Raw genomic sequence first — 22,913 nt, forward strand, 5'->3', positions numbered from 1 at the left:
CGGACCGTTCGCCTCCGGGACTGTGCCGATGGTCAGCTCACCCTGGGAAACCGCAGCATCGTGCGAGCATTGGTTTCGGTGATCTTCTCCACCTCGTCATCAGGCACATTCGCCAACACCTCAGCCGCACGCTTACGACTGTTCGGCCAGTTGGAATCCGAATGCGGAAAATCGATCTCCAACATGATCCGATCGATACCCACCTTATGCCGATTCTCCACACCGAACTCGTCGTCGATGAAACACCCCCAAAAATGCTGCGCGAACAGATCCGACGGCCGAGCATCGAAATCGATCGGCTGATAATGCCGGTGCCGCTCCCACACGAAATCCAGCCGCTCCAGCATATACGGAATCCAGCCGATCCCACCCTCAGCAAGGGAGAACTGCAAATTCGGGAACCGCTGCAACACCCCCGAGAAAATCAGATCAGCAGTGCTCCACATAAGATTCGTCGAGAAAATCGAGATCGCAACAGCGAACGGCGCGTCCGGCAACACCACCTCACCCGGAATAGCCCGAGTCGCGGCGAACGAGAAACCAGGAACATACGAACCCGAACCGAAGTGCAAAGACACCACCGTCCCGGTCTCCTCACACGCCCGCCAGAACGGATCCCAATGCGCATTGTGGAACGACGGCAAACCCAACGGCACAGGACTATCCGGAAACGACACCGTACGCGACCCCTTCGCCGCCGTCCGGCGAACCTCGGCCGCCGCCGCCTCCACATCCCAGAGCTGAACTATCGACAACGGAATATAACGATCCGGCGCCGTACCACACCACTCATCGATATAGAAATCGTTCCACGCCTGCACACACAACCCCGCCAGATCCTTATCCTTCGCACGCTGGAAGACCCCACCACCGAAGCCAGGAAACGACGGGAAGCACAACGCGGCCTGCACCCCATCCAGATCCATATCCTTGACCCGCGCCGCCGGATCATAACAACCCGGAATCATGTCCTCATACCGGACCGGATCCAACCCCCACTCCTCCGGCGGCTTACCCGCAACAGCATTGAGCCCGATCGTCGGGAACACACCACCGTCGTAATGCCACACATGCTTGCCGTTCTCTTCCACGATCCTCGGCCCCAAATCCCGGTACCGAGAAGGCAGACGGTCCTGCCACACACGCGGATGCTCCACGAGATGATCGTCGACCGAAACGATTTGATGATAATCCTGCAACGGCATAACAGCCTCCAAAACAAACGAACCGTACAATAAAATTATCTACCCAAAAGGCCATTCTCAGGCCCAACAACCGCACACGACACAGCCCGAGCGCACCACAGCCCCTACAACACGGCGTTAGTATAGTTGAATAATTGGTTATCAATAGCCTTTTCGACAGACTTTGGTGACCAGCCCACACAGCCGACGTCGAGACGAGCCGATGAGCCATTGCCTAACCAGCGGGGGCGGCAATAACCTTGGTCTGGAGATACTGCTCGAAACCCTCACGACCGTTCTGACGACCCAGACCGCTCTGTTTGTAACCGCCGTAGGGGGCGTCTGCGCCATAGAACATTGCGCCGTTCACCGACACGATCCCGCTACGGATGGCTTGCGTCATCGCATCGGCACGTTCCTGGTCACCGCTCCAGATAAAGCCCGTTAGCCCGTACGGGCTGTCGTTCGCGATGCGAATCGCGTCGCGGTCGTCTTCGAACGGAATGACCACGAGCACCGGACCGAAAATCTCTTCGCGCGCGATGGTCATCGTATTTTCGACATCCGCGAAGACCGTCGGCTGCACATAGTATCCCTTGGGCAGGTGCTCGGGCCGGGCCCCGCCGGTAGTGACCCGAGCGCCCTCGTCCCTACCTTTGCGGATGTAGTCCAACACCCGCTCTCTCTGCCGCGCGTTGATCAGCGGACCACAAAAGGTGGCCGGATCAGTGGGATCGCCGTACGGGATCCCGGCGAATGTCGCCGTCGCGATCTCGACCGCCTCGGCGTAACGATTGCGCGGCACCAGCAGCCGCGAAGGTAGTCCACATCCCTGACCTGCGTGCATGCAAGCGATCATCGATTGCGGGATGACACTGGCGAAATCGGCATCATCGAGCACGATCATCGCGTTTTTGCCGCCGAGTTCGAGGAAAGTCCGCTTCAATGTGGGCGCGGACAACTCGAGGACACGCTTGCCCACCGCAGTCGATCCGGTGAACGAGACCATATCCACCCTCGGATCGATCAAAAGCTGTTCGGCGACACTATTGTCCGAGGTCGTCACCACATTGAATACACCCGCCGGAATATCGGTCCGCTCGGCGACGAGTCGGCCGATTCGGGTAGCCCCCCAGGGGGTATCCGGGGCGGGTTTGAGAACCATCGTATTGCCGGCCGCGAGGGCCGGGCCGATCTTATTGAGTGCTACTTCGATCGGAAAGTTCCACGGCAGGATGGCGCCAACCACACCAATCGGCTCCTTGACCACGCGACGGTGATTGACGAGGCCGAACAAATCCGTATCGGGTAGACTCCGCTCCCACTCGAATTTCGCGATGAGTTCGGCCGGATAGCTCACACCGTCGGCAAGCGGCCAATCGAGCTGCGCCACCTGGGTGATCGAGACGGGAGCCCCCGCCTCGGAGACCAGTTCGGCCCGGAATTCCTCTTTCTCCTCCTGCAGCGCCTCGTTCAGCTGCTGAAGGCAGTGTTTGCGGAATTCTCGATCACGGGCCCAGCGCCCTTCGTCGAAGGCCCTCCGCGCCGCCGCTATCGCAAGCTCCATGTCCGGACGACCGGCGTCGGCGGTGTCACCCAGGACCTCCTCGGTGGCCGGATTGATGTTGTCGAAGCGAGCACCCGAGACCGCTTCGGCGAGAACGCCGTCGATCAGCATGCGAGCTTCACCGCGAGCGGTTTCAGATGTCGTGGGAGCTGTCATCGTCGCCGAGACTCCTTCGTGTCGGACATGGTATCGAGCTACGCGAGCCAACGTGGCGTGCGTCACAAGCCACTATATGTAGTCATATAATTCAGATCAAATACTTCCTCGGCCATACTTCCCGGGTCCAGAGTTGGCGCCGTTGACCCGAAGTCCTCGAGCGAACGTCCCCGCCTCGCCTCCGACAACGAATCCGACCACACGCGTTCCATCTGCGGCCGGGACCTGCCCGTCGACCCCATGTCGACGGGCAGGTCCCGGTTCGGCAGCGCCACAGCTCAGAAGTAATAGCGGGCAACGAGTTCGGCCACGCACGCCGGCTTGTCGCCACCCTCGATCTCGATCGTGGTTCGGGTGATAATCTGCACGGCGTTTTCGCCGATCAGCTCGCATTCGGCCAGCGTGCTACGCGCCCGGATCCGGGTGCCGGCGCGGACCGGAGCCGGGAAGCGCACCTTGTTCAGGCCATAGTTGACTCCCATGCGCATGCCCTCGATCTGACGCAACTGACTCAAGAAGTAGGGCACCAGCGAGACCGTCAGGAATCCATGCGCCACGGTCGCTCCGAACGGCCCCCCAGCCGCACGCTCCGGCTCGACGTGGATCCATTGATGATCCTCGGTGTCGTCGGCGAACCCGTCGATCCGCTTCTGCTCCATAAGAAACCAGTCGGTTGGCCCCAACTCCTCGCCGACCCCCGCCTGCAGATCCTCGATTCCGCGGTAGATCTTCATGACTCACCTTCCGCCGGCTTGGTTACCCACCGGCTGTTTGTGGCGACGGCTGCTGTCCGCCGCTCGCTTGCTCGCGGCTCAGCGGCTGCTCACGCCGATCCGGCTTCTCGATCTCGCAACCCGCCCATCGATTACGGTCAATTATATAGCTGATTCTATCCAGGATAGAAAATATTGCCCACACGAGCGATGCACAGAGCGCCGAACCGTGGAAGTTACCACCCGCCCTACAAGGGCTGACGTTCGAGGAAACGGCGCCGGGTAGCGCGGCGACGAGTCGACCGCCGCGCAGATTCCCGGCGGATACGACGGCCTCTTGGCAACCGGGATGTACTCGACCGATCCAGGGGCTCAGACACCAAGGTCTGCGACGCGGTCATCGACAAGTACACCGAAAGCAAGGTCAAGACAGGCACAGCGCCGACCGGCTACCAAGCGGTACTCGGGTTCGCCCGCGCCATATCAGGACTCGAGGTGAGATGACCCGGCAGACCGTCAGCGCCACCCTGAGCGCGATGCCCGCCGCGCAGCATATGCCGCTCGGTGCTGGTGCCGCCGTCCAATGGAGATCAAGCATGATGGCCGTGCCCCTTTGTAGCCCAAAGGATCACGGCCATCATGTACGCGTCCGTGCGCGCGTCTCGCCGACTACTTGTGGCGAATGCGCGCAATTATTATCTTTATTTGCCACTGTCGCAACTCGTCCAGTTAGGCTGTATCGGTGTTCAAAGTCAAACTCGGTGTCCGAGGCCGGATTCTGTCGATCGCCCTGGTGCCGAGTCTGGTGCTGCTATCCGTCGGCATCTGGTCGGCTACGTCACAGTGGTCGGAAGGCCGGCATGCCAAGAGTTGGGCGGCCGAACTCGACCGGGGCAGCGCACCCGGTATGGATTTCGCAGTCCAGCTACAGGAAGAGCGCAGACTCACTCTTCTGAGAATCGGCGGTAACGAGCTCCACGAAGAAGATCTCACGACGCAGCGCACGCGGGTCGATCATGCGATGCAGAACCTCCTGGCTGCGGGCCAACGCCTCACTGCCATCGATCCGCGTAGGATGTCGGCCACGCTGGAGGCCGGCCACACACTCAGCGCGCAACTTCCCTCGATTCGCCAACGTGCCGATTCGGGATCTCTACCTGCGGAGGAGGCCTACGAGTTCTTCAACCGCCTTATCGGTGTCGCGGTGGCCGGCATGGATCTCCTGCCCGTAGCTTCGCCGACTGCGGCCACTGCCTCCCAGGAATCGACCGCGACCGATCTGTTCCATGCCGCCGAGGCTATGTCGCGAGGCAACGCCCTCGCTGTCGCGGCGATCAGTGGACGCGAACAGACCGTCGACCAGCTCCGCGACTTCAGTGGCCAAGTCGGCTACTACCGCAATGAAGTCGCGAACCTCGAACCACGTTTGGACTCCACCGAACAAGCTTCGCTGCACGCTCTTGTGTCCGGCGACCCGTGGCGACGGCTGAGCTCGGTGGAGGACGCCATCATGGCGCGCGGATTGGTCTCATCGTCAGTCGGTTCCACCACGACCGGAAAGTCGGCCGGGGTGAACGAAATGGCATCGCTGCCGCTGAGCGTGGCCGACTGGCAAGACGCTGCCACCGCTGTGAGCACGGCGCTGGTCAACCTGTGGCAGGCACAGCATCGCCAGGCAGTCCATGCAGCCGCAGCTCACGGCGAAGCGACCGCGCGAAACTCACTGATCAGCGGCATTGTGACGCTTCTGCTGTCCGTCGGCGCATTTCTGATCGCCGCTCAGCTGGCAACTCTGTTGATTCGGCGGCTCCGTCGGCTGCGTCAGGAAACCCTCGCACTCGCGGATGAGCAGCTCCCCAGGCTCACCGAGCGACTGCAAAACAAACAGCCCGTCGATCTGGAAACCGACATCATCCGGCTCGATTTCGGAACCGACGAGATCGGCCAGGTCGCCGACGCCTTCAACCGCGCGCAGCTCGCTGCCGTCACCGCCGCCGTTTCCGAGGCGAAAACTCAGGCAGGCGTCAATGCCCTGTTCCTGAACATTGCCTACCGCAGCCAGGTGATGATCCATCGCCAGCTGGAGGTCCTCGATCAAGCCGAACGTGAACAAGAGGATCCCGCTCAGCTGGATCTGTTGTTCAAACTTGACCACCTGGCCACCCGGGAGCGCCGGAACGCGGAAAATCTCATCATTCTCGGCGGAGGCCAGCCCGGTCGGCAGTGGCGCAATCCGGTTCCGCTGCTCGATGTAGTCCGCAGCGCCATCGCGGAGACCGAAAATTACACCCGTGTCCAGGTTGCCAGACTTCCCGAGGTTTCGATCAGCGGAACCGCCGTGGCCGACGTCATCCACCTTCTCGCAGAACTGGTAGACAATGCGACCTCATTCTCGCCGCCCGAGTCGAAGGTCGAGGTCACAGGGAATATCGTCGGCAAGGGCATCGTCGTCGAGGTCTCCGACCAGGGCCTGGGTATGACCGCTGCGGAAATCGAGCGGGTGAACGAAACCTTGTCCAACCCACCGGATTTCAGCGTGACGAATGTGACCGACGATTCTCGGCTCGGACTGTTCGTGGTCGCGCTGCTCGCGGTCCGGCACAATATCTCTGTGCGACTGGCCGAATCGCACTACGGTGGTATTCGAGCTATCGTTGTCATCCCGTCTGAACTCATCGCAGCCCCAATGGCGGCCGACTCATGGTTGCCATCTACCGCGAACGATGTCGCAGCACGCTCCGCGCAGACCCTTTCGGCCGGCGCGCCCGAACTGACGGCCGGCGTGCCGCCCGTGGTCGGCAGGCGAGACCCTGCGGACTACGCGGTCCCGGAGGCTCCTGCCCCGACCGAAATTCCGTCTTCGTCCACCTCGTTCTGGAATCCCCCACCGATCCACTTGCCTCCACCACCGGCGCAGTCGGATCCGAACGGCTTCGGGCATCGCGGTGGTCCCCCGGCAGGCAGCAAACCACAGCTTCCGCGCAGGCGGCGCCAGGAGAACCTCGCACCACAACTCGCCGAGCCGTCCGACCGGCAAGGTAGCCAACCGACCGTTCGTCGAACGCGTTCGCCAGAGCAGGCGCGAAGCCTTATGTCGGCCATCGAAAATGGCACGCGCCAGGGCCGCCAACTACCTCCTGACATTGATCCCTACACCCCCGGAGACCACCTGTGAGCACCCCCACCCACAACCTGGACTGGCTTCTGGACGACCTCGTCGGACACCTCCCCGGCGTGCGGCACGCCGTGGTGCTGTCCACCGACGGTTTAGTGCTCGGCCGCTCGGCAGCTATGACCAGCGAGGACGCCGAACACTTCGCCGCCATGGCCGCCGCGCTGCACAGCCTGGCCCGAAGTGCCGGGCAACGCTTCGACGGTGGCGCCGTCCGCCAAACGATCATCGAACTGGACGAGGCTGTGCTGTTCGCCAGCTCTGCCGGCCCGAATGCCTGCCTCGCGCTGCTCACCGACGAAACCGCCAATATGGGCATGGTCGCATACGAGGTGAACCAAACCGTCTACCGAGTCGGCAACTACCTATCCACCGCACCTCGCCGCGGCTTCGACCGCATAAACGGAACGCAGTGACCGGCCGGCCAGCATCCTGGTTCGAGGACGAGGCTGGCCCCCTGGTCCGTGCCTACGCCGTGACCGGGGGACGCACCCACAGCACCCGGGCCGACCTGGACCTGATCACCCTGGTCATCGCTGTCGACCCTGCCGCGGAGCTGCGACGGCGCGAACCGGAATACTCGGCCATCATGCGCCTGTGCCGAGTACCGCAATCGGTCGCCGAAGTGTCCGCGGCTCTGCGCCTTCCGCTTATGGTTACAAAAGTCCTGCTCGGTGACCTCATCGCCGACGGCCACATCATCTTCCGGTCCGTGTCACCGGTAACCGACACCGGACTACACAACGTCGATCTTCTGCGAACGGTACTGGATGGCATCCGCAACCTCTGACCCCATCGAACAACCCGCTCTCGCCACGTCGGTGAAAATCCTCATCGCCGGCGGCTTCGGAGTCGGCAAAACCACCATGGTCGGCGCAGTCAGCGAGATTACTCCGCTGCGAACCGAAGAAGTCATCACCGAAGTTTCCCGCGATGTCGATGATCTGTCCGGTCTCGAGTCGAAAACCACAACGACCGTCGCCATGGACTTCGGTCGCATCACCATTTCCCCCGAACTGGTCCTCTATTTGTTCGGCACTCCAGGACAGGACCGATTCTGGTTCATGTGGGATGAATTGGCACTGGGCGCCTTGGGCGCCATCGTCTTGGCCGACACTCGCCGCCTCGACAGCAGTTTCGCCGCTGTCGACTTCTTCGAGCGTCGGGGCCTGCCGTTCGTGGTCGGCGTCAATTGCTTCGATGGCGCACCCCGGTATGACGCCGACGACGTGCGTTACGCCCTTGACATCCCTGACCATGTACCCATCGCGCTCTGCGATGTCCGACGGCGTGACTCCGCCAAATCTTTGCTCATAACGCTGATGGAATACCTCATCGCGCACCACCAGACCGTCCGACATCGCAGCTGAGCAAGCACGGCTGAGCAAGGTCATTCATCGTAGCAACGCCGGTTCCGGTCTGCCCGACAATCGAAGCCGGCCCGTCGAAATTCGTTGCTCTGCAGCAGGCCAACGTTCCGGTTAATTAGTAATTTCATTTCGCTACTCCTGATAACCTCTTCTGCAAATCAGGTCACGGAAGGCAGGGCAGCGATGAAAACTTCAAAGCGAAGGCGAATTTGGGCCGCCATCGTCGCAACGGCAGCTCTCGTCGGCTCGGCAGCACCGGCAATGGCCACTCCGCCACTCGGCGGAAATTGCTCCGACGTGTCGATTCCCGTTACTACGGGCCCCCCGAGCACCGGCCATTTCACCCACATCGCCGGAACATATTGTCTGCCGGACAATCCGTCCCCGACCCTGCAGATCCTCATCCCCGGAGCAACCTACGACCGGTCCTATTGGAACTTTCCCGGTTTCGACGGCCGTTACTCCTATACACAATATGCCACTCGCGCGGGGCTGGCTACGGTCGCCCTCGACCCGATCGGAGTCGGCGAGAGCACCAAACCGGTCGGATGGCAGGTCTCTGCCATGTCCGCAGCACAGGCCGTGCACGACATCATCCGAGCCGCTCGCACTGGCGCCCTCGGACGCTCCTGGGCTGGAGTGGTCCTGGTCGGGCACTCCTTCGGGTCGCTGACAGCGATGCTCGAGGCGGGCACCTACCGCGACGTCGACGGCTTGTTGATCAGCGGCGCCTCACACATTCCCGGCCCCGGCGGAATCGCGAGCATCGCGAGCGCTGCTCGCCCGGCCTTGGACGATCCCGCGACCGCCGGCCAGGTGCCCAGCGGCGATCTCGGCTACCTGAGTGTGCCGGGTATCCGGCGAGACTCCTTCTACGCGCCGGACGACTCCGACCCTCGGGTCATCGCGCAAGACGAAACGTCGCGCACCGCGGGAACCATCGGAATCCTGGCCACCATTCCGGTATTCATTCCGTCCACCTTCGACATCGAAATGCCAGTGCTCGTCGCGAACGGTAGCTCGGACAAAGTCTTCTGCGCACAAGGCGGAGGCGGATCGCCCACTGACTGTTCCAGCGCTGAGGCTCTCTACCGCTCCGAACGTCCCTTCTTCCCGCGCGCAATGCTTCAAACATATGTTCTGCCGCGAGCCGGCCACTCCATGAATCTGGCACTCAACAGTACGGAGTTCTTCGAGCGTGCCATCGCATGGGTACAGAGCCGTCCTTGGGCGTGATGCAGCTCCCGCTCGGTGCCGACGGTCACAGAGCGGGACGCTCGCGCCTTCTTCGTCGACCTCCGATCCGCACCACGGCGTCGAACGAGTGAGCGCCACCACCATGCCATCGGCACTACAGGCACTGTCGGCGTACGACACAGGCTTGCCTGGAACCCGGCGACCTGGACGGCGGCTCCACACGATGGCCCGTCGCTGTTTCCTCGGCGACTACGAATCGTCAGAGCGCTCATCCGCAGCTCCAGCTCACCCGAAGCGAGCTGCGATCCTTCGTCGATACCTCGGTTCTGGCACCGCGGGAACCGATACCACCGCGAGGATGCATGGAATCCGACTGTGGCCGAGTCCGCGTACCGGACTCACACTGGCAAATGCGCATAATTCTTACAATCGTCTACTTAACCCGCGCCTCGCACTCCCTGCGGCAAGTATCGTCAGGGCCATGTCCTCCAGCATTTTTCATCCCGATCTGCGCATCGCCGCGCCGTTTCTCCCACGGGCTTTGGTCAACGGCCCGCGCAGGCTGCGGCTGATGCGGGCGCTGTTCGGGCTGGTTGCACGCCGGCCCGCTTCCGATGTGGAGGTCGTGCCGGCCGGGACGGCCGCAATCCGGCTGCATCGGCCGCCCGCCGCGAACGGTCCGCGTCCGGCGCTGCTGTGGATACACGGCGGCGGCATGATCAGCGGGTGCGCGGCGCAGGACGATCCGCTGTGCCGCCATTTCGCCTCCGAGCTCGGCATCGTCGTCGGCTCGGTGGAGTACCGGCTGGCTCCGGAGCATCCCTTCCCGGCGCCGCTGCACGATTGTTACGACGCGTTGCGCGCCCTGGCCGCACTGCCGGAGGTCGACGCGGACCGCATCGTCGTGGGTGGGGCCAGCGCCGGCGGGGGATTGGCGGCGGCATTGGCACAGCTCGCCCACGACCGCGGCGAGATCCGCCCGATTCTGCAGCTGCTGGCCTATCCGATGCTCGACGACCGGACCGCGACCCGCACCGACATCGAGGAGCGCGGCTTCCGGTTGTGGAACAACACCGCCAACCGGTTCGGCTGGCAGTCCTACCTGGGCCGTCCACCGGGCGCGGCGGACATCGATCCGTTGGCCGCCCCGGCCCGCCGCACCGATTTGTCCGGCCTGCCACCCGCCTGGATCGGCGTCGGCACCCTCGACCTGTTCCACGACGAGGACATCGCCTACGCCGGCCGTCTCGCCGCCGCGGGCGTCCCGCAGCAGCTGGAAGTCATCGAAGGCGCCTTCCACGGTTTCGATCAGGCACTGCCGCGCGTCGGTATCGCCAGGGAGTTTCGTGCTATGCAGCGCAACGCGCTCGCCGCGGCGGTGCACGGAGGCACACCGGCCCGGCGACGCCTCCGGCAGCGTTCCCACAAACCGGTGCGCTGACAAGAACCGGATGGACTGACCGTGCGCGCGGCAGCCAACGCCTGTACGCGAAATGCCGCCGCACTGTTCGTTCCTACCACCGGATTCCGCGGACCGACGGCTCACTCGGTGGTTTCCGCTGGGGACTGGCATGTAAGCGCTGGCTGCTAGCCCACGAACGGGCAGCGGAGGACAACGGCGCACGCTAGCGCGCCTCGTGCTGAGCTCACCCGTCGCTCGGGATCTCCGACGCGGCGAACCGGTGCCGAACCGCCGGCCCGCCAGGCAGAGCGTCAATAGTGCCCGCACCCTCCCCCACTCCCCCGGACTCGAGGCACTCGCCGGCGGTAGCTCCGACCAGAATTACGTAGGCCAGAATTACGTAGGTACGTACGTATCTCTCCCGACGCCCACGACACGTGTCGACAATCACAGTGTTTTGCGACACAGGAGTCAAGCGAGGGAGCGCAGAATGAGAAGCGCAACGAGAACACTGGACACGGCAAGCGGCGGTTCGCCGCGCGAGTCAGCGACGGACGCGGTCGGCTTGCTCCGTTTCCCCACCACCGCCTGTGCGCAAACACCAGACTCGTGTCCCCGGTGTGACGATTGCGGCGATGACTGCGCCACTTGTGAGACTTGCTTGTCCGGGGATTGTCCGCAATGTACCGTGCCGGACCTGACCCCACGTACCGCGGGAATGCTTGTTGTGGCCTGCCGGGATCTCGCGGAACATGTTCGAGAAACCACGTTGCAAGGCCCGCGTCCAGTGTTCCTGTACCATATCTCCCGCGTCCTCGACGCCCTCGCCACCACGCTAGGCAGGGGCGAGCGTCCCGAGATCAAATCTCTAGCCCAGCAGTTGTGCCTGCATGTAGCTATCGACCATGCCCGCGGGCTGGCGTGCGCGTACGGCGATGAGTTGGTCGGGCGGATGCCGATCAGCAACTACGACTACTACTTCGACAAGTTGTACGACACATTGCTTCCCGGTGACGAACACGAACACCTGGTCGAGTTGGCTCGAACAGTCGGTAACGCCGCGGAGCCGTTGGACTTCATCGCGCTCGGTGATCTATTGGCCGGTACCGCCATGGGCGCACTGTTCGCACCCTACGAACACGATCATCGCGTCGCTTGATCCCTCGCCTACCGGCCACCAGGAGCCCCGTGCATTTCGACATCGTGAACCCCCTCGAGCAGTTCGTCAGAATGCTCGCGTACCTGCTGCTGCGAGGCCAACTACCGCCGCCGACGTAGCGGCGGCATGGTTGCCACAACGCATCTCACACTCGGCGAGGTCGGCAAGTACGAGACGTGACCGCGGTCTGATCCTAAACTGAAGGCATGGCCATGCCCGTAACGTCACTGGGATCGTCCGGTGCGTTACCGGCCGATTTCACGAACTTTATCGGCCGTCGCCATGAACGGACCCAGGTCAAGCAACTTCTGTCGCAGTCCAGGTTGGTCACACTGACCGGGTTCGGCGGAGTAGGGAAGACCCGCCTGAGTCAGCGCGTGAGCGTGGACCTGTCGCGCGCTTTTCGCGATGGCGTGGTGTTCGTCGATCTCGCACCGATCACGGATCCGACCCTGCTCGTCGACACGATCGCCAAGGCTTTCGGGTTTCACACACCGGCGTCGAATCGGACCACCACCTATATATTCGAACAGCTTCGCGCCCGGGTAGTCCTGATAGTCCTCGACAATTGCGAGCACCTGATAGACGCGTGCGCGAAACTCGTCGACGCCATGTTGCGGGGTTGCCCGGGCGTTCACGTCCTAGCCACGAGCAGGGAACCCCTCGGTATCACCGGAGAGGTGGTACTTCCGGTGGCGCCGTTCACGGTTCCGCCCAAAGACGCTCAGGTCAGAGGGCAGATGACCGAGTACGACTCGGTTACCCTGTTTGTCGAACGAGCCCAGGCAGCCGTGCCCGGATTTCAAATCACCGACGAGAACCGCGAGCATGTCGCCGATATTTGCCGCCGCCTCGACGGCATACCGTTGGCCCTCGAGCTGGCGGCGGTTCGCCTGCGCGGACTGACTCCGGCACAGCTTGTCGACCGTCTCACCGATCAGTTCCAGTTGCTGAACGCGGGCAGCCGGGCGGCTCAGAGCAGGCAGCGGACGCTGCGGGACTGTATCGAGTGGAGTTACAACCTGTGCTCCCCCGACGAGCGGAGGCTCTGGGCCCAGGCATCGGTCTTTTCCGGTGGGTTCGAACTCGACGCGGCCGAAGCCGTGTGCATGACCGATGAAGGCGCCGGCGCCGATGTGCTGAACACGCTGCTGGCCCTGGTCGAGAAATCGATTCTGATCAGTGAGGAAGTCGACGGGCAGATGCGCTACCGAATGTTGGAGGTGATCCGGCAGTACGGCGCGCAGTGTCTACGGGAAATCGGCGAAGAGCACACGATTCGCATCCGGCACCGCGACTTCTTCGCCGACCTCGTGCATCGCTCGGAGCCCGAATGGGCCGGCTCGGGCCAGCGATTGTGGATCGGCCGATTGCGGCGAAATCACGCGAATATCCAAGCCGCCCTTGCTTGTTGCGCCGCCGGACCTGCCGAGGAGGCCGAGATCGGCCTGCAGATCGCGTCGGGCCTGCGTGATCACTGGATCAATCTCGGGACACTGAGCGAAGGGACCTACTGGATCGAGCTCTTGCTCCAGCACGGGCCCTGCGCCACACGCACGCACCTGTCGGCGCTACGTACCATGTCCTGGACGGCACTGATACACGGAGAATCCGACTACGCGAAGTCCTGCATCGACAAGGGTCTCCAATTGAGCAAGAGCTCGGGTACAGCCGCAGCCGACTTCGACACCCTGTGCGCGCTGTACAGAATCTTCGAGGGCGACTGCGCCGAGGCGATTGTCTACGCCACGCAAGCACTCGAGGTGGCGCGAGCCACCTCCGACCCGGCTCTCGAAATGATCAGCTTGATCGCCATGCAGTTCGCGCATCACTATCTGGGTGACATCGAACAGTGGCTGCGGTGGCACGCCGAATGCCTTCGGCTCGCAGAGCGGATCGGCGATACCTGGTATCTCTCGTACAGTCTCTGGGACGCGGGACTGGGCCGGTTCGAGCATGGCGACGTCGAGGCTGCCACCGAGACGTTGCGGCGCAGTCTTCAGATCCAGCAGGAGATGGCGAACCGACTCGGCGTGGCGATCGGGATCGAATCGCTAGCCTGGGTGAGGGCCTCGGTGGATCCGCGCGAGGGTGCCACACTGCTGGGTGCCGCAGCCGCACGCTGGCGTTCCGTCGGAGGTTCCGTCACAGCGGCCGCGCTTCTCGCGGACCGACACGAGCGGTGCGTCGCCACATTGCAGTCCACGCTCGGAAACCAAGACTTGGCCGCTCTGATGGACAGCGGGGCGCGATTGGACTACGCGGAGGCGATCGACATCGCGATGGGCCGTCCCCGAGGTGAACGGCGCTCCGGCGGCAAACCCTCCGAGCGCGCCGCAACGCAGCTCACTCGCAGAGAAAGGGAGGTTGCCGGGCTGGTCGGGCGTGGTCTGTCCAACCGCGAGATCGCCCAGACACTGGTCATCGCCCAACGCACCGCCGAGACCCACGTCGAGCGCATCCTCACCAAGCTCGGCTTCACCACTCGGGCGCAAATCGCAGCCTGGCTGGCTGATCAGCAGCGGTCGAACTGAGCGGCGAGAGCGCCGGTGCCGGTTCGGCTTCACCGACTTCCGTCGTCATGATCGGGGTGCTCCGCCAGTTCATCCAGTTCGCCGGGCGCCGGCCCCAGCAGATCCCGCACGTCGTCGAGGTCTGCCCGCTCGACCGCATCACCGATCTCGTTGTGCCGCTGCGGATGCCGTGCCATCCGGAACGCCTAGCGCAGGGCTGGTTTCGGTGGAATCGATGCCGCGGCGGCCCTGGATCAGGTGACGGAAGGTCGCGTCAGCGCGAGTAGCCCTCGGCTCCCGGATCTCCACGGCGGGCAATTCGATGCCGAGCAATTCCGCGAGCGCCTCGGTGGCTATCAGATTCGTCTCGCTGGTTCACTGCAGGGCCGGCACACCGTGTTCGTGCAAAATCCGGTGAAATTCCATCTCGTGGCGCAACGGGACCAGCGCCTATCCATGCGAAGCACCCGTGTCGCTCCCCTAGTCAGTCGTCCGACCGGCCGCGGGCAGAATCATTTGCACGATCTCCTGTTTGACGAGCTTGCCCATCGGACTTCTCGGCAGGGCGTCGACGAGTTCGAGGTGTTCCACGTGTTTGAACCGGGCAAGTCCCGCGCGCCGGCACTGCTCGATGATCTCGGCGAGCACCGGAGGATCTGCGGGGTCGTTCGCGACCACGACGGCGCAAACACGTTCGCCGCGCACATCATCGGGCAGTCCGACCACCGCGACATCGGCGACCTTCGGGCTGCCGGCCACGATCGCCTCGACTTCAGATGCGGAAATGTTCTCGCCGTTGCGAATAATGATGTCCTTGATCCGGCCGGTAATTTTCACCCGCCCGTCGGGGTACTGAACGGCCAAATCTCCGGTACGCACGAATTCGCCGGCATAGCGAGCCTTCGAGTCCATGTCTCCATCCAGATATCGGACAAATAACTGAGGCGCATTCAGGACCAGCTCACCTTGGCGCCCCGGGGGCAGCGGCCGGTCCTCGGGGTCGATGATCCGGACCTTCACCCCCGAGCCGGGGGTGAAGACCGATGCGTCCACCAGCTCGTCCGGGTCGCCCGGCACCGGATAACCGATGCTCGGACATTCGGTCAGCCCGTAGCCGTTGAATATGCCCTGCCCGCCCATCAGCTCCGCGAAGCGGGCGTGCAGGCCGGGCGGTGTCGGGGCGCCACCGCCGACGGCAAACCTCAGGCGAGGAAACAACGGTTCGGGGCCGTGCGCTTGCTGCGCGGCCATATAGGCGTGGAAGAACGGCGTTGCGCTCCCGAGAATGGTGGCGCCGTGGCGTGCCATCTCGAGCGGCGTCCGCACGGGGTCGAAGGTCGAATGCAGCACCACACTGCAGCCGACTCGCAGGGTCGCCGTTATCCAGGTCATCCCCCCGATATGTGTCATCGGGAAGGCGATGGGAAAGACATCCGTGCTCCGCACGCCCAACAACTCGATCAGCGGGTGAGCGGTCGCCATCGTCGACGTGTCGGTGTGCACGATGGTCTTCGGGCGCGCGGTCGCCCCCGAGGACGTGTAGATCCACCGGGGCCCGTCGGCGTCCGGGACGGGTGGCAGCGCTGCGGAATCCTCCTGCGGAAGGCACAGCCCCGCAGCATTTTCCAGTTCGAGGACGAGAACATCGGCACCGATTTCCGCGGCGAGGTCACGCGCCGGCTCGGCATGGTTGTATCGATTCCATGTCCGGGCGACGATGATCAGATCCGGTCGCACCTCGGCCAGAATCGGGCGAAGCTCCGCCTCGCGAAGAACCGGCAACAAAGGGTTCTGGGTGACCCCCAGCCGCGCCAGCGCGCCGGTAACGATCACGGCTTCCAGGCACGTCGGGAGCTGCCAGCTGACCGTCATACCGGCTCGAATACCCCGCCCGTAAAGGGCGGCCGCCACCTCCTCCGCGCTGTCGCGATACTCCTGGAACGACCACGACACCCCCCGGTCGTCGACGAACATGAGTTGCCCGGGGCTCGTGGCGACGCGCCGCTCCAGGAGCTTCCACACCGTGTCGCCGGCGGCGAGAACATCATCTCGAGACATCGCAGAACTCCTAAAGCATTGAACGATACCGACGATGGTGCGATGGGCGGCTCATCTCGGCGGCGCCGCCGGGACGTAGCGTGCACGCAGCACCCAGACCTGCTGGTCCACCTCGTCATCGGGAACAGCCTCGGACCCCCCCCCGACGCTCGAACGGGCCGACCACGACATTAGCACAATGCGTTAACTAATTTAGTTTAATCGATGGCAATCGTCGGACGCTGGCGATCGTCGGCCGATACCAGCGCCGTCGCCGCGACATCGGCCTGCGTATCGACCTTCTTCTGCTGGGCCGCGAGGACGACCACGTCTTTGATCGTTGCGCCCAGAAAACCGTCGAGCCGTGGTGCCGCAGGCCGAACCGAACGAGCGCTCATCCCAAAAGTCCGTTTCGACGCCCGGAAGGGCCGCCGGAAATCGACCCTCCGACCAAGCAGGCAGGTGATTACACGAATATGCGGAAAGGCAGCCGGATTGCCGCAAATGCACAGCGACCCCGGATGGTATCCATCCGGGGTCGCTGTCGTCCGTCGCGGCAGCACCGCGCGGCTCATGGCACGGCGCGGCCCACGGCATGATTCAGCGCCTGCTGACGAGCATCGCGCCGGCGACCGGGCCGCCACCGACAGCCACCGCGGCGAGTTCGGGGGTCTTGCGCACCTGACGATCACCACCCTCACCCCACAACTGCACACACGCTTCGTGCAGAAAACCCATACCGTGCAGACGGCCCCCGGACAACTGCCCCCCACTGGTATTCAACGGCAGCTCACCATCGAGCCCGATACGATGCCCGCCATCGACGAACTCACCCGCCCGGCCATGCTCACAGAATCCCAGCGCCTCCAGCCACTGAATGGTCAAAAAGGTGAAACCGTCGTACAACTGCGCGAAATCAACATCCCGGGGACCCAAACCGGTTCGCTCCCACAACGTAGCGGCCGCGTCATGAGCAGCCATCGTAGTCAGATCGACCCTCTGATCCCACGTCGCCCGCTCGAACATCCCGGTACCGACCGATTCCACGGTCAACGGCGGCTTCGCCAACCCCGCAGTCGCCTCCCTACGCGAGACGATCACCGCCGTCGCCCCATCACACGGAATATCGCAATCATAAAGACAGAACGGATCCGAAATCATCCGGGCATCCAGATAATCCGCCATCGTCAACGGATCCCGGAAAATCGCATCAGGATTCAGACCAGCATTCTTCCGAGCATTCAGCGCGACCGCACCCAATTGCTCCCGGGTAAGACCATGCTCATACATATACCGCTGCGCCGGCATCGCGAGCCAGTTCGCCGCCGATACCGCACCGAACGGCCCGAAAAACTCCAAATGCTGCGGAGCCCGGCCACTTCCGAACAACACCGACGCCCGGCCCCTGTCCGCCTGAGCCGTCGATTCCCACACCGACCGAAACACCACCACATGATCCGCGAGCCCGGTCGCCACAGCCATACACGCCTCGATGACCGGACCTATCTGACCAGCCGTCTCCATGGCACTGACAAACCACCGCGAACGCAACCCCAACGCATTACGCAAGTCCTGCACAGTAGCACCGGAGAACCCGCGATCGGGCGCACCAGGCCCCGGATAACTCGCCACGCCATCGATATCCTCCGGCGTCAACCCCGCATCAGCGATCGCACGCAGAACCGCCTCGACCGTCAGATCCAGACCCGTACGGCCCAACCTGCGACCCACCTGCGACTTACCCGCCCCGCTCAATACCGCCCGCCCCTGGAACGGACCACCGAACTCACTCATGCGCCGACACCTTCCACGGGACGAAACAACGGCAACCACACGTCATCCCACTGTTCGAAAAACACTTCCACCTCGAGCCCCACCGCTACCTCGTCCAGCGCCACGCCCACCAGATTGCTGACCACCCGCACATCAGGCTCGTCATCGAGTTCGATCATCGCCACCACATAAGGCGGCTCGAATCCAGGAATCCAAGGCTGACGATTGATCGTGTACGCCGCCACCCGACCCCGACCCGAGGTCGCCTGCGGCCCCACCTCCGTACTACGACAGCGAAAACACACCGGACCACCCGGATGGAACCACCGCTCACACGAACGACACCGATAGATCAGCAGCCTCCCCTCCCGACCACCAGTCCAGAAAGCCTCGGAATACGGCATCGGATCAGCAACAACCGCGTCCTGGGCCGATCGTAACCAGCCGGCACAACCGCCACCTCACGCACATCATCGTTCATAAGGCACCTCGTCACTCATCGTTGCGCGCTCGCGCAGTCCGGGGCGGCACAATCCGCTCCTCCCACCAAAATAGTCGATTAATTAAACGAGATGAACTACTTGGGGGAAGATGAGGGGCACGACACCGATTTCCGCCCTCGAGACTGGAGACAGAAATGGCATCGGATGCCCCCCGCCCGCCCGCAGGCGACTGGCTGGGAACCCCCTACCTCAACTTTGCCCGCCACGGCGTGGTCGCGACCTGCACCGTGGACCGGCCCGAGGCCCGCAATGCCCTCACCCCGGCGATGTACTTCGGCATCCGATACGCGATCGGCCGCGTGGACAGCGACCCCGACCTCGCCGGACTGATCCTCACCGGCACCGGTGACGTGTTCATTCCCGGCGGTGACCTCGGCAAGACGGGCGCCGACGACTGGATGGAGTTCGAGCCGACCCTCGGCATGGACGTGACACCGTTCGACACACTGCGGCGTGCGTACAAACCGGTTGTGTGCGCGGTGAACGGACTGTGCCAGGGCGGCGGACTGATGATCGCGATGTGCAGCGATATGGCCGTGGTCAGCGACCGGGCCACGTTCCGGGTTCCCGAACTGCTGCGTGGCATCGCCGACACCTACTATGCGCAGGTGCTCTCGCGCGTGGTCGGCGCGGTGCGCACCCGCGATCTGATGTTCACGGGCCGGACCCTGTCCGCCCAGGAGGCACTCGACTGGGGCATTGTCGCACGGGTCGTCCCGCACGACGAATTGCACGATGCCGCAACCGAAATCCTCACCCAGATCTGCCAGACCGCGCCCGATGCCCGGCGGCAGGTCAAGGCGAGCCTGGACACCTATCTCGGCCTGTTCGACCGGATCGGCATGGAGGCGAGTATCGCCGCACCGGAGGCACTCGAAGGCTTCCGAGCCTTCAAACAGCGGCGCACGCCGGAGTGGGTACATCCCGCACTTCGCCGCAACGGCCGCGCCTGAACGCAAGTCCCGGAGGCGGACCGTTCGCCTCCGGGACTGTGCCGATGGTCAGCTCACCCTGGGAAACCGCAGCATCGTGCGAGCATTGGTTTCGGTGATCTTCTCCACCTCGTCATCAGGCACATTCGCCAACACCTCAGCCGCACGCTTACGACTGTTCGGCCAGTTGGAATCCGAATGCGGAAAATCGATCTCCAACATGATCCGATCGATACCCACCTTATGCCGATTCTCCACACCGAACTCGTCGTCGATGAAACACCCCCAAAAATGCTGCGCGAACAGATCCGACGGCCGAGCATCGAAATCGATCGGCTGATAATGCCGGTGCCGCTCCCACACGAAATCCAGCCGCTCCAGCATATACGGAATCCAGCCGATCCCACCCTCAGCAAGGGAGAACTGCAAATTCGGGAACCGCTGCAACACCCCCGAGAAAATAAGATCAGCAGTGCTCCACATAAGATTCGTCGAGAAAATCGAGATCGCAACAGCGAACGGCGCGTCCGGCAACACCACCTCACCCGGAATAGCCCGAGTCGCGGCGAACGAGAAACCAGGAACATACGAACCCGAACCGAAGTGCAAAGACACCACCGTCCCGGTCTCCTCACACGCCCGCCAGAACGGATCCCAATGCGCATTGTGGAACGACGGCAAACCCAACGGCACAGGACTATCCGGAAACGACACCGTACGCGACCCCTTCGCCGCCGTCCGGCGAACCTCGGCCGCCGCCGCCTCCACATCCCAGAGCTGAACTATCGACAACGGAATATAACGATCCGGCGCCGTACCACACCACTCATCGATATAGAAATCGTTCCACGCCTGCACACACAACCCCGCCAGATCCTTATCCTTCGCACGCTGGAAGACCCCACCACCGAAGCCAGGAAACGACGGGAAGCACAACGCGGCCTGCACCCCATCCAGATCCATATCCTTGACCCGCGCCGCCGGATCATAACAACCCGGAATCATGTCCTCATACCGGACCGGATCCAACCCCCACTCCTCCGGCGGCTTACCCGCAACAGCATTGAGCCCGATCGTCGGGAACACACCACCGTCGTAATGCCACACATGCTTGCCGTTCTCTTCCACGATCCTCGGCCCCAAATCCCGGTACCGAGAAGGCAGACGGTCCTGCCACACACGCGGATGCTCCACGAGATGATCGTCGACCGAAACGATTTGATGATAATCCTGCAACGGCATAACAGCCTCCAAAACAAACGAACCGTACAATAAAATTATCTACCCAAAAGGCCATTCTCAGGCCCAACCACCGCACACGACACAGCCCGAGCGCACCACAGCCCCTACAACACCGCGGAATCCGTCTTGAGCTCGATGATCCGATCCCAATCGAGGCCCAATTCCTGCAGGATTTCGTCGGTGTGCTCGCCATGCCCCGGCGCCGGGCTCAGCGTCGGTGGCCGACCATCGAACTGCACCGGATTGGCAGCCAACGCGAAGGTATTGCCGTGAGCGTCGGTGACCTTCGGCAGATACCCGTTCGCCGCCACCTGCGGATCGTCGTGGATCTCGAGGGCCGACTGGAACACATCCCACACCCCGTCGAACCCCTCGAGCCGGCCCCGCCAGTGCTCGAGCGGCTGCGACTCGAATGTCCGACGCAACTCAGCGACACACTCCCGGCGGTTGACGAAACGGACCTTCGCATCGGAAAAGCGCTCGTCGGAGATCAGATCGCTCCGGTCGATCCGCTTGCACAACTCGCCCCAAAACCGATCGGCCTGCAGCAGCACGAGGGCGATAAAGCGATTGTCCTGGGTCCGATACAGGCCCGCCAACGGGTTGGGCATCTCCTCGAGATCGAACTTCGGAATAACGGCTCCCGTGGCCCCCGCGCCGACGACATCAGGCCCCAACTGCCAGATCGCCGTGCCCAGCAGCGACACGTCGACCACACTCGGCTCGCCCGTGCGCTCCCGCTTGTACAACGCACCGACGATCCCCGACGCGATCGCGAACCCACCGACAACGTCACCGAAAGCCGGCCGCTGAACAGGCGGATACGAACCGTCACCGGCAGCCAGCGCGTCACCGATTCCGCCCCGCGCCCAATACGCCGCGAGATCGAAGCCGCCACGTTCAGCCTCCGGACCCCTCGATCCGTAACCATGCCCACGCGCATAGATGATCTTCGGGTTACGGGCACGCACCGACTCCAGATCGATCCCCAGACGCCGCTGCGAATCAGGCAACAGGTTGGTGGCGAAGACGTCGGCCTTCTCCAGCAGCTGATACAAAACCTCGCGCCCTTGGGGGTTCGCAACATCGAGTCCGATACTGCGCTTGCCACGATTCGGCTGCTCGATGAAGTGATTCACCCCACCCCCGCTGGCCACCATACCGGAATTGACCAAACCACGCTGCGGATCTCCGGTCTCGGGATGCTCGATCTTGATGACATCGGCCCCCCAGTCCGCGAGCACCGCACCGGCCGACGGCACGAACGTCCATGCCGCAAGCTCCACTACCTTCACGCCGTGGAGAATCGGGTCCATTGCCGACTCCTTTCTGTTGCCAAGTTTCGGCCATCGTCCTGCGGACCCGTCCGGACCACAGAGCACACGCCGCACACCACGCGAGGAATCCGAAACAAAGACAGGCAGCTGTGACAGCGGATACTTCGGCCCAAACTTCGAGTGGCGTGCACCACAACCTTATATAGTGCGATAATTAGAATCAATAGCCGATTCAAAGTGGGCGGCGGGCGAACTGATCTCCACCGGCTATGTCGATCGAGGGCACGATCTTCGAGCACCCTGCCGACCGGCACCGCCGACGAGCCCGGACCGCGCAAGATTGCCGGCTCGTCCCCAGTCCCACGCTCGGCTACCCTAGGGTCGGAGGGCGGAGCGCGCAGCGGCGCGGCACGCCAGTTAGCGCTGCTGCTCGAGGAGTGGCTGCCGGCCTTCGACGGCACGCCGACTCCCGATGTGCCCAGCCTCGCAGACGGTCTCCGAATCCAGCGGCTCATCACTGCCGCACGCCGGAGCTCTGCCGGAGGGCTCGCCCTGACCGGCGACGACGCGCTGACCGATGACGCCTTGACCGACGAAGAGGCCATCGGTTTGTGGGCGGTCCTTCGCCATCGGCAGGTTGCCGGTGTTGATCACACCGAATACTTCGGCTGTCATAGCCGACCCCTGTCTACACGATGATCGGCCGGCAACCGACC

20 protein-coding genes and 2 pseudogenes are annotated in these 22,913 nt (G+C 63.2%); 10 read left to right on the forward strand and 12 right to left on the reverse strand.

The features are described from left to right. Positions 1-32: 32 nt before the first annotated feature. From C5E41_RS29205 to C5E41_RS29220, 3 genes are all read right to left on the reverse strand, one after another. On the reverse strand, positions 33-1,205 hold the full coding sequence (locus C5E41_RS29205; RefSeq protein ID WP_104378943.1) for an amidohydrolase family protein: 1,173 nt from the start codon (positions 1,203-1,205) through the stop codon (positions 33-35). A gap of 214 nt (positions 1,206-1,419) precedes the next feature. Next, positions 1,420-2,907, reverse strand: coding sequence for an aldehyde dehydrogenase family protein (locus C5E41_RS29210; RefSeq protein WP_104378944.1), 1,488 nt, complete (start codon positions 2,905-2,907; stop codon positions 1,420-1,422). A 278-nt stretch (positions 2,908-3,185) separates the two neighbouring features. Further along, positions 3,186-3,641 (reverse strand): MaoC family dehydratase, encoded by a 456-nt coding sequence (locus C5E41_RS29220; protein ID WP_104378946.1) that lies wholly within the window; start codon positions 3,639-3,641, stop codon positions 3,186-3,188. Positions 3,642-4,362: 721 nt separating this feature from the next. Between C5E41_RS29220 and C5E41_RS29225 the strand changes: the two genes are divergently transcribed. The 9 genes and pseudogenes from C5E41_RS29225 (at position 4,363) to C5E41_RS29260 (ending at position 14,454) form a co-directional block, all read left to right on the forward strand. After that, positions 4,363-6,795, forward strand: coding sequence for a sensor histidine kinase (locus tag C5E41_RS29225; protein ID WP_104378947.1), 2,433 nt, complete (start codon positions 4,363-4,365; stop codon positions 6,793-6,795). Continuing rightward, entirely contained in the window at positions 6,792-7,208 is a 417-nt protein-coding gene (locus C5E41_RS29230; protein ID WP_104378948.1) for a roadblock/LC7 domain-containing protein, read from the forward strand. The genes C5E41_RS29225 and C5E41_RS29230 overlap by 4 nt, the downstream gene beginning before the upstream one ends. Then, entirely contained in the window at positions 7,205-7,582 is a 378-nt protein-coding gene (locus C5E41_RS29235; protein WP_104378949.1) for a DUF742 domain-containing protein, read from the forward strand. Before C5E41_RS29230 ends, C5E41_RS29235 begins: the two co-directional genes overlap by 4 nt. Beyond that, the gene (locus tag C5E41_RS29240) at positions 7,563-8,162 is read left to right on the forward strand and encodes a GTP-binding protein (protein ID WP_104378950.1); all 600 of its coding nucleotides are present in this window, start codon (positions 7,563-7,565) and stop codon (positions 8,160-8,162) included. Before C5E41_RS29235 ends, C5E41_RS29240 begins: the two co-directional genes overlap by 20 nt. A gap of 297 nt (positions 8,163-8,459) precedes the next feature. After that, positions 8,460-9,398: an alpha/beta hydrolase gene (locus C5E41_RS29245; protein WP_181063472.1), complete on the forward strand. Its 939-nt coding sequence runs from the start codon at positions 8,460-8,462 to the stop codon at positions 9,396-9,398. Positions 9,399-9,840: 442 nt separating this feature from the next. Continuing rightward, positions 9,841-10,800 carry an alpha/beta hydrolase gene (locus C5E41_RS29250; protein ID WP_104378952.1) on the forward strand — a complete coding sequence of 320 codons (960 nt, stop codon included), beginning with the start codon at positions 9,841-9,843 and terminating at the stop codon, positions 10,798-10,800. Positions 10,801-10,824: 24 nt separating this feature from the next. After that, positions 10,825-10,988: pseudogene (locus tag C5E41_RS35465) on the forward strand (methylated-DNA--[protein]-cysteine S-methyltransferase); the annotation flags it as partial. A gap of 560 nt (positions 10,989-11,548) precedes the next feature. Then, positions 11,549-11,920, forward strand: a complete 372-nt coding sequence (locus tag C5E41_RS29255; RefSeq protein ID WP_104378953.1) for a hypothetical protein — start codon at positions 11,549-11,551, stop codon at positions 11,918-11,920. 206 nt (positions 11,921-12,126) lie between these two features. Next, positions 12,127-14,454, forward strand: coding sequence for an ATP-binding protein (locus C5E41_RS29260; protein WP_104378954.1), 2,328 nt, complete (start codon positions 12,127-12,129; stop codon positions 14,452-14,454). Positions 14,455-14,483: 29 nt separating this feature from the next. Here C5E41_RS29260 and C5E41_RS34190 read toward each other — a convergent pair whose 3' ends face one another. From C5E41_RS34190 to C5E41_RS35795, 6 genes and pseudogenes are all read right to left on the reverse strand, one after another. After that, positions 14,484-14,630 (reverse strand): hypothetical protein, encoded by a 147-nt coding sequence (locus C5E41_RS34190; RefSeq protein ID WP_181063473.1) that lies wholly within the window; start codon positions 14,628-14,630, stop codon positions 14,484-14,486. Between the two features lie 283 nt (positions 14,631-14,913). Then, entirely contained in the window at positions 14,914-16,491 is a 1,578-nt protein-coding gene (locus C5E41_RS29265) for a class I adenylate-forming enzyme family protein (protein ID WP_104378955.1), read from the reverse strand. 197 nt (positions 16,492-16,688) lie between these two features. Continuing rightward, positions 16,689-16,868, reverse strand: a complete 180-nt coding sequence (locus tag C5E41_RS29270) for a hypothetical protein (protein ID WP_104378956.1) — start codon at positions 16,866-16,868, stop codon at positions 16,689-16,691. A 202-nt stretch (positions 16,869-17,070) separates the two neighbouring features. Further along, complete coding sequence (locus tag C5E41_RS29275) at positions 17,071-18,264, reverse strand: thiolase family protein (protein ID WP_104378957.1); 1,194 nt, start codon at positions 18,262-18,264, stop codon at positions 17,071-17,073. Then, positions 18,261-18,488 carry a Zn-ribbon domain-containing OB-fold protein gene (locus C5E41_RS35790; protein WP_308706134.1) on the reverse strand — a complete coding sequence of 76 codons (228 nt, stop codon included), beginning with the start codon at positions 18,486-18,488 and terminating at the stop codon, positions 18,261-18,263. The genes C5E41_RS29275 and C5E41_RS35790 overlap by 4 nt, the downstream gene beginning before the upstream one ends. Before the next feature lie 81 nt (positions 18,489-18,569). Then, positions 18,570-18,647, reverse strand: a pseudogene (locus C5E41_RS35795) (zinc ribbon domain-containing protein); the annotation flags it as partial. 233 nt (positions 18,648-18,880) lie between these two features. Between C5E41_RS35795 and C5E41_RS29285 the strand changes: the two are divergent. Further along, positions 18,881-19,699: an enoyl-CoA hydratase/isomerase family protein gene (locus C5E41_RS29285; RefSeq protein WP_104378959.1), complete on the forward strand. Its 819-nt coding sequence runs from the start codon at positions 18,881-18,883 to the stop codon at positions 19,697-19,699. 48 nt (positions 19,700-19,747) lie between these two features. Here the strand turns inward: C5E41_RS29285 and C5E41_RS29290 are convergent, their stop codons facing one another. From C5E41_RS29290 to C5E41_RS29300, 3 genes are all read right to left on the reverse strand, one after another. Then, positions 19,748-20,920 (reverse strand): amidohydrolase family protein, encoded by a 1,173-nt coding sequence (locus C5E41_RS29290; RefSeq protein WP_104378943.1) that lies wholly within the window; start codon positions 20,918-20,920, stop codon positions 19,748-19,750. 104 nt (positions 20,921-21,024) lie between these two features. Continuing rightward, positions 21,025-22,236, reverse strand: a complete 1,212-nt coding sequence (locus tag C5E41_RS29295; protein WP_104378960.1) for a CaiB/BaiF CoA transferase family protein — start codon at positions 22,234-22,236, stop codon at positions 21,025-21,027. A gap of 378 nt (positions 22,237-22,614) precedes the next feature. Next, the gene (locus C5E41_RS29300; RefSeq protein WP_104378961.1) at positions 22,615-22,872 is read right to left on the reverse strand and encodes a hypothetical protein; all 258 of its coding nucleotides are present in this window, start codon (positions 22,870-22,872) and stop codon (positions 22,615-22,617) included. Positions 22,873-22,913 lie beyond the last annotated feature (41 nt).

This window comes from Nocardia nova (assembly GCF_002933465.1).
Classification (GTDB): Bacteria; Actinomycetota; Actinomycetes; order Mycobacteriales; family Mycobacteriaceae; genus Nocardia; species Nocardia nova_B.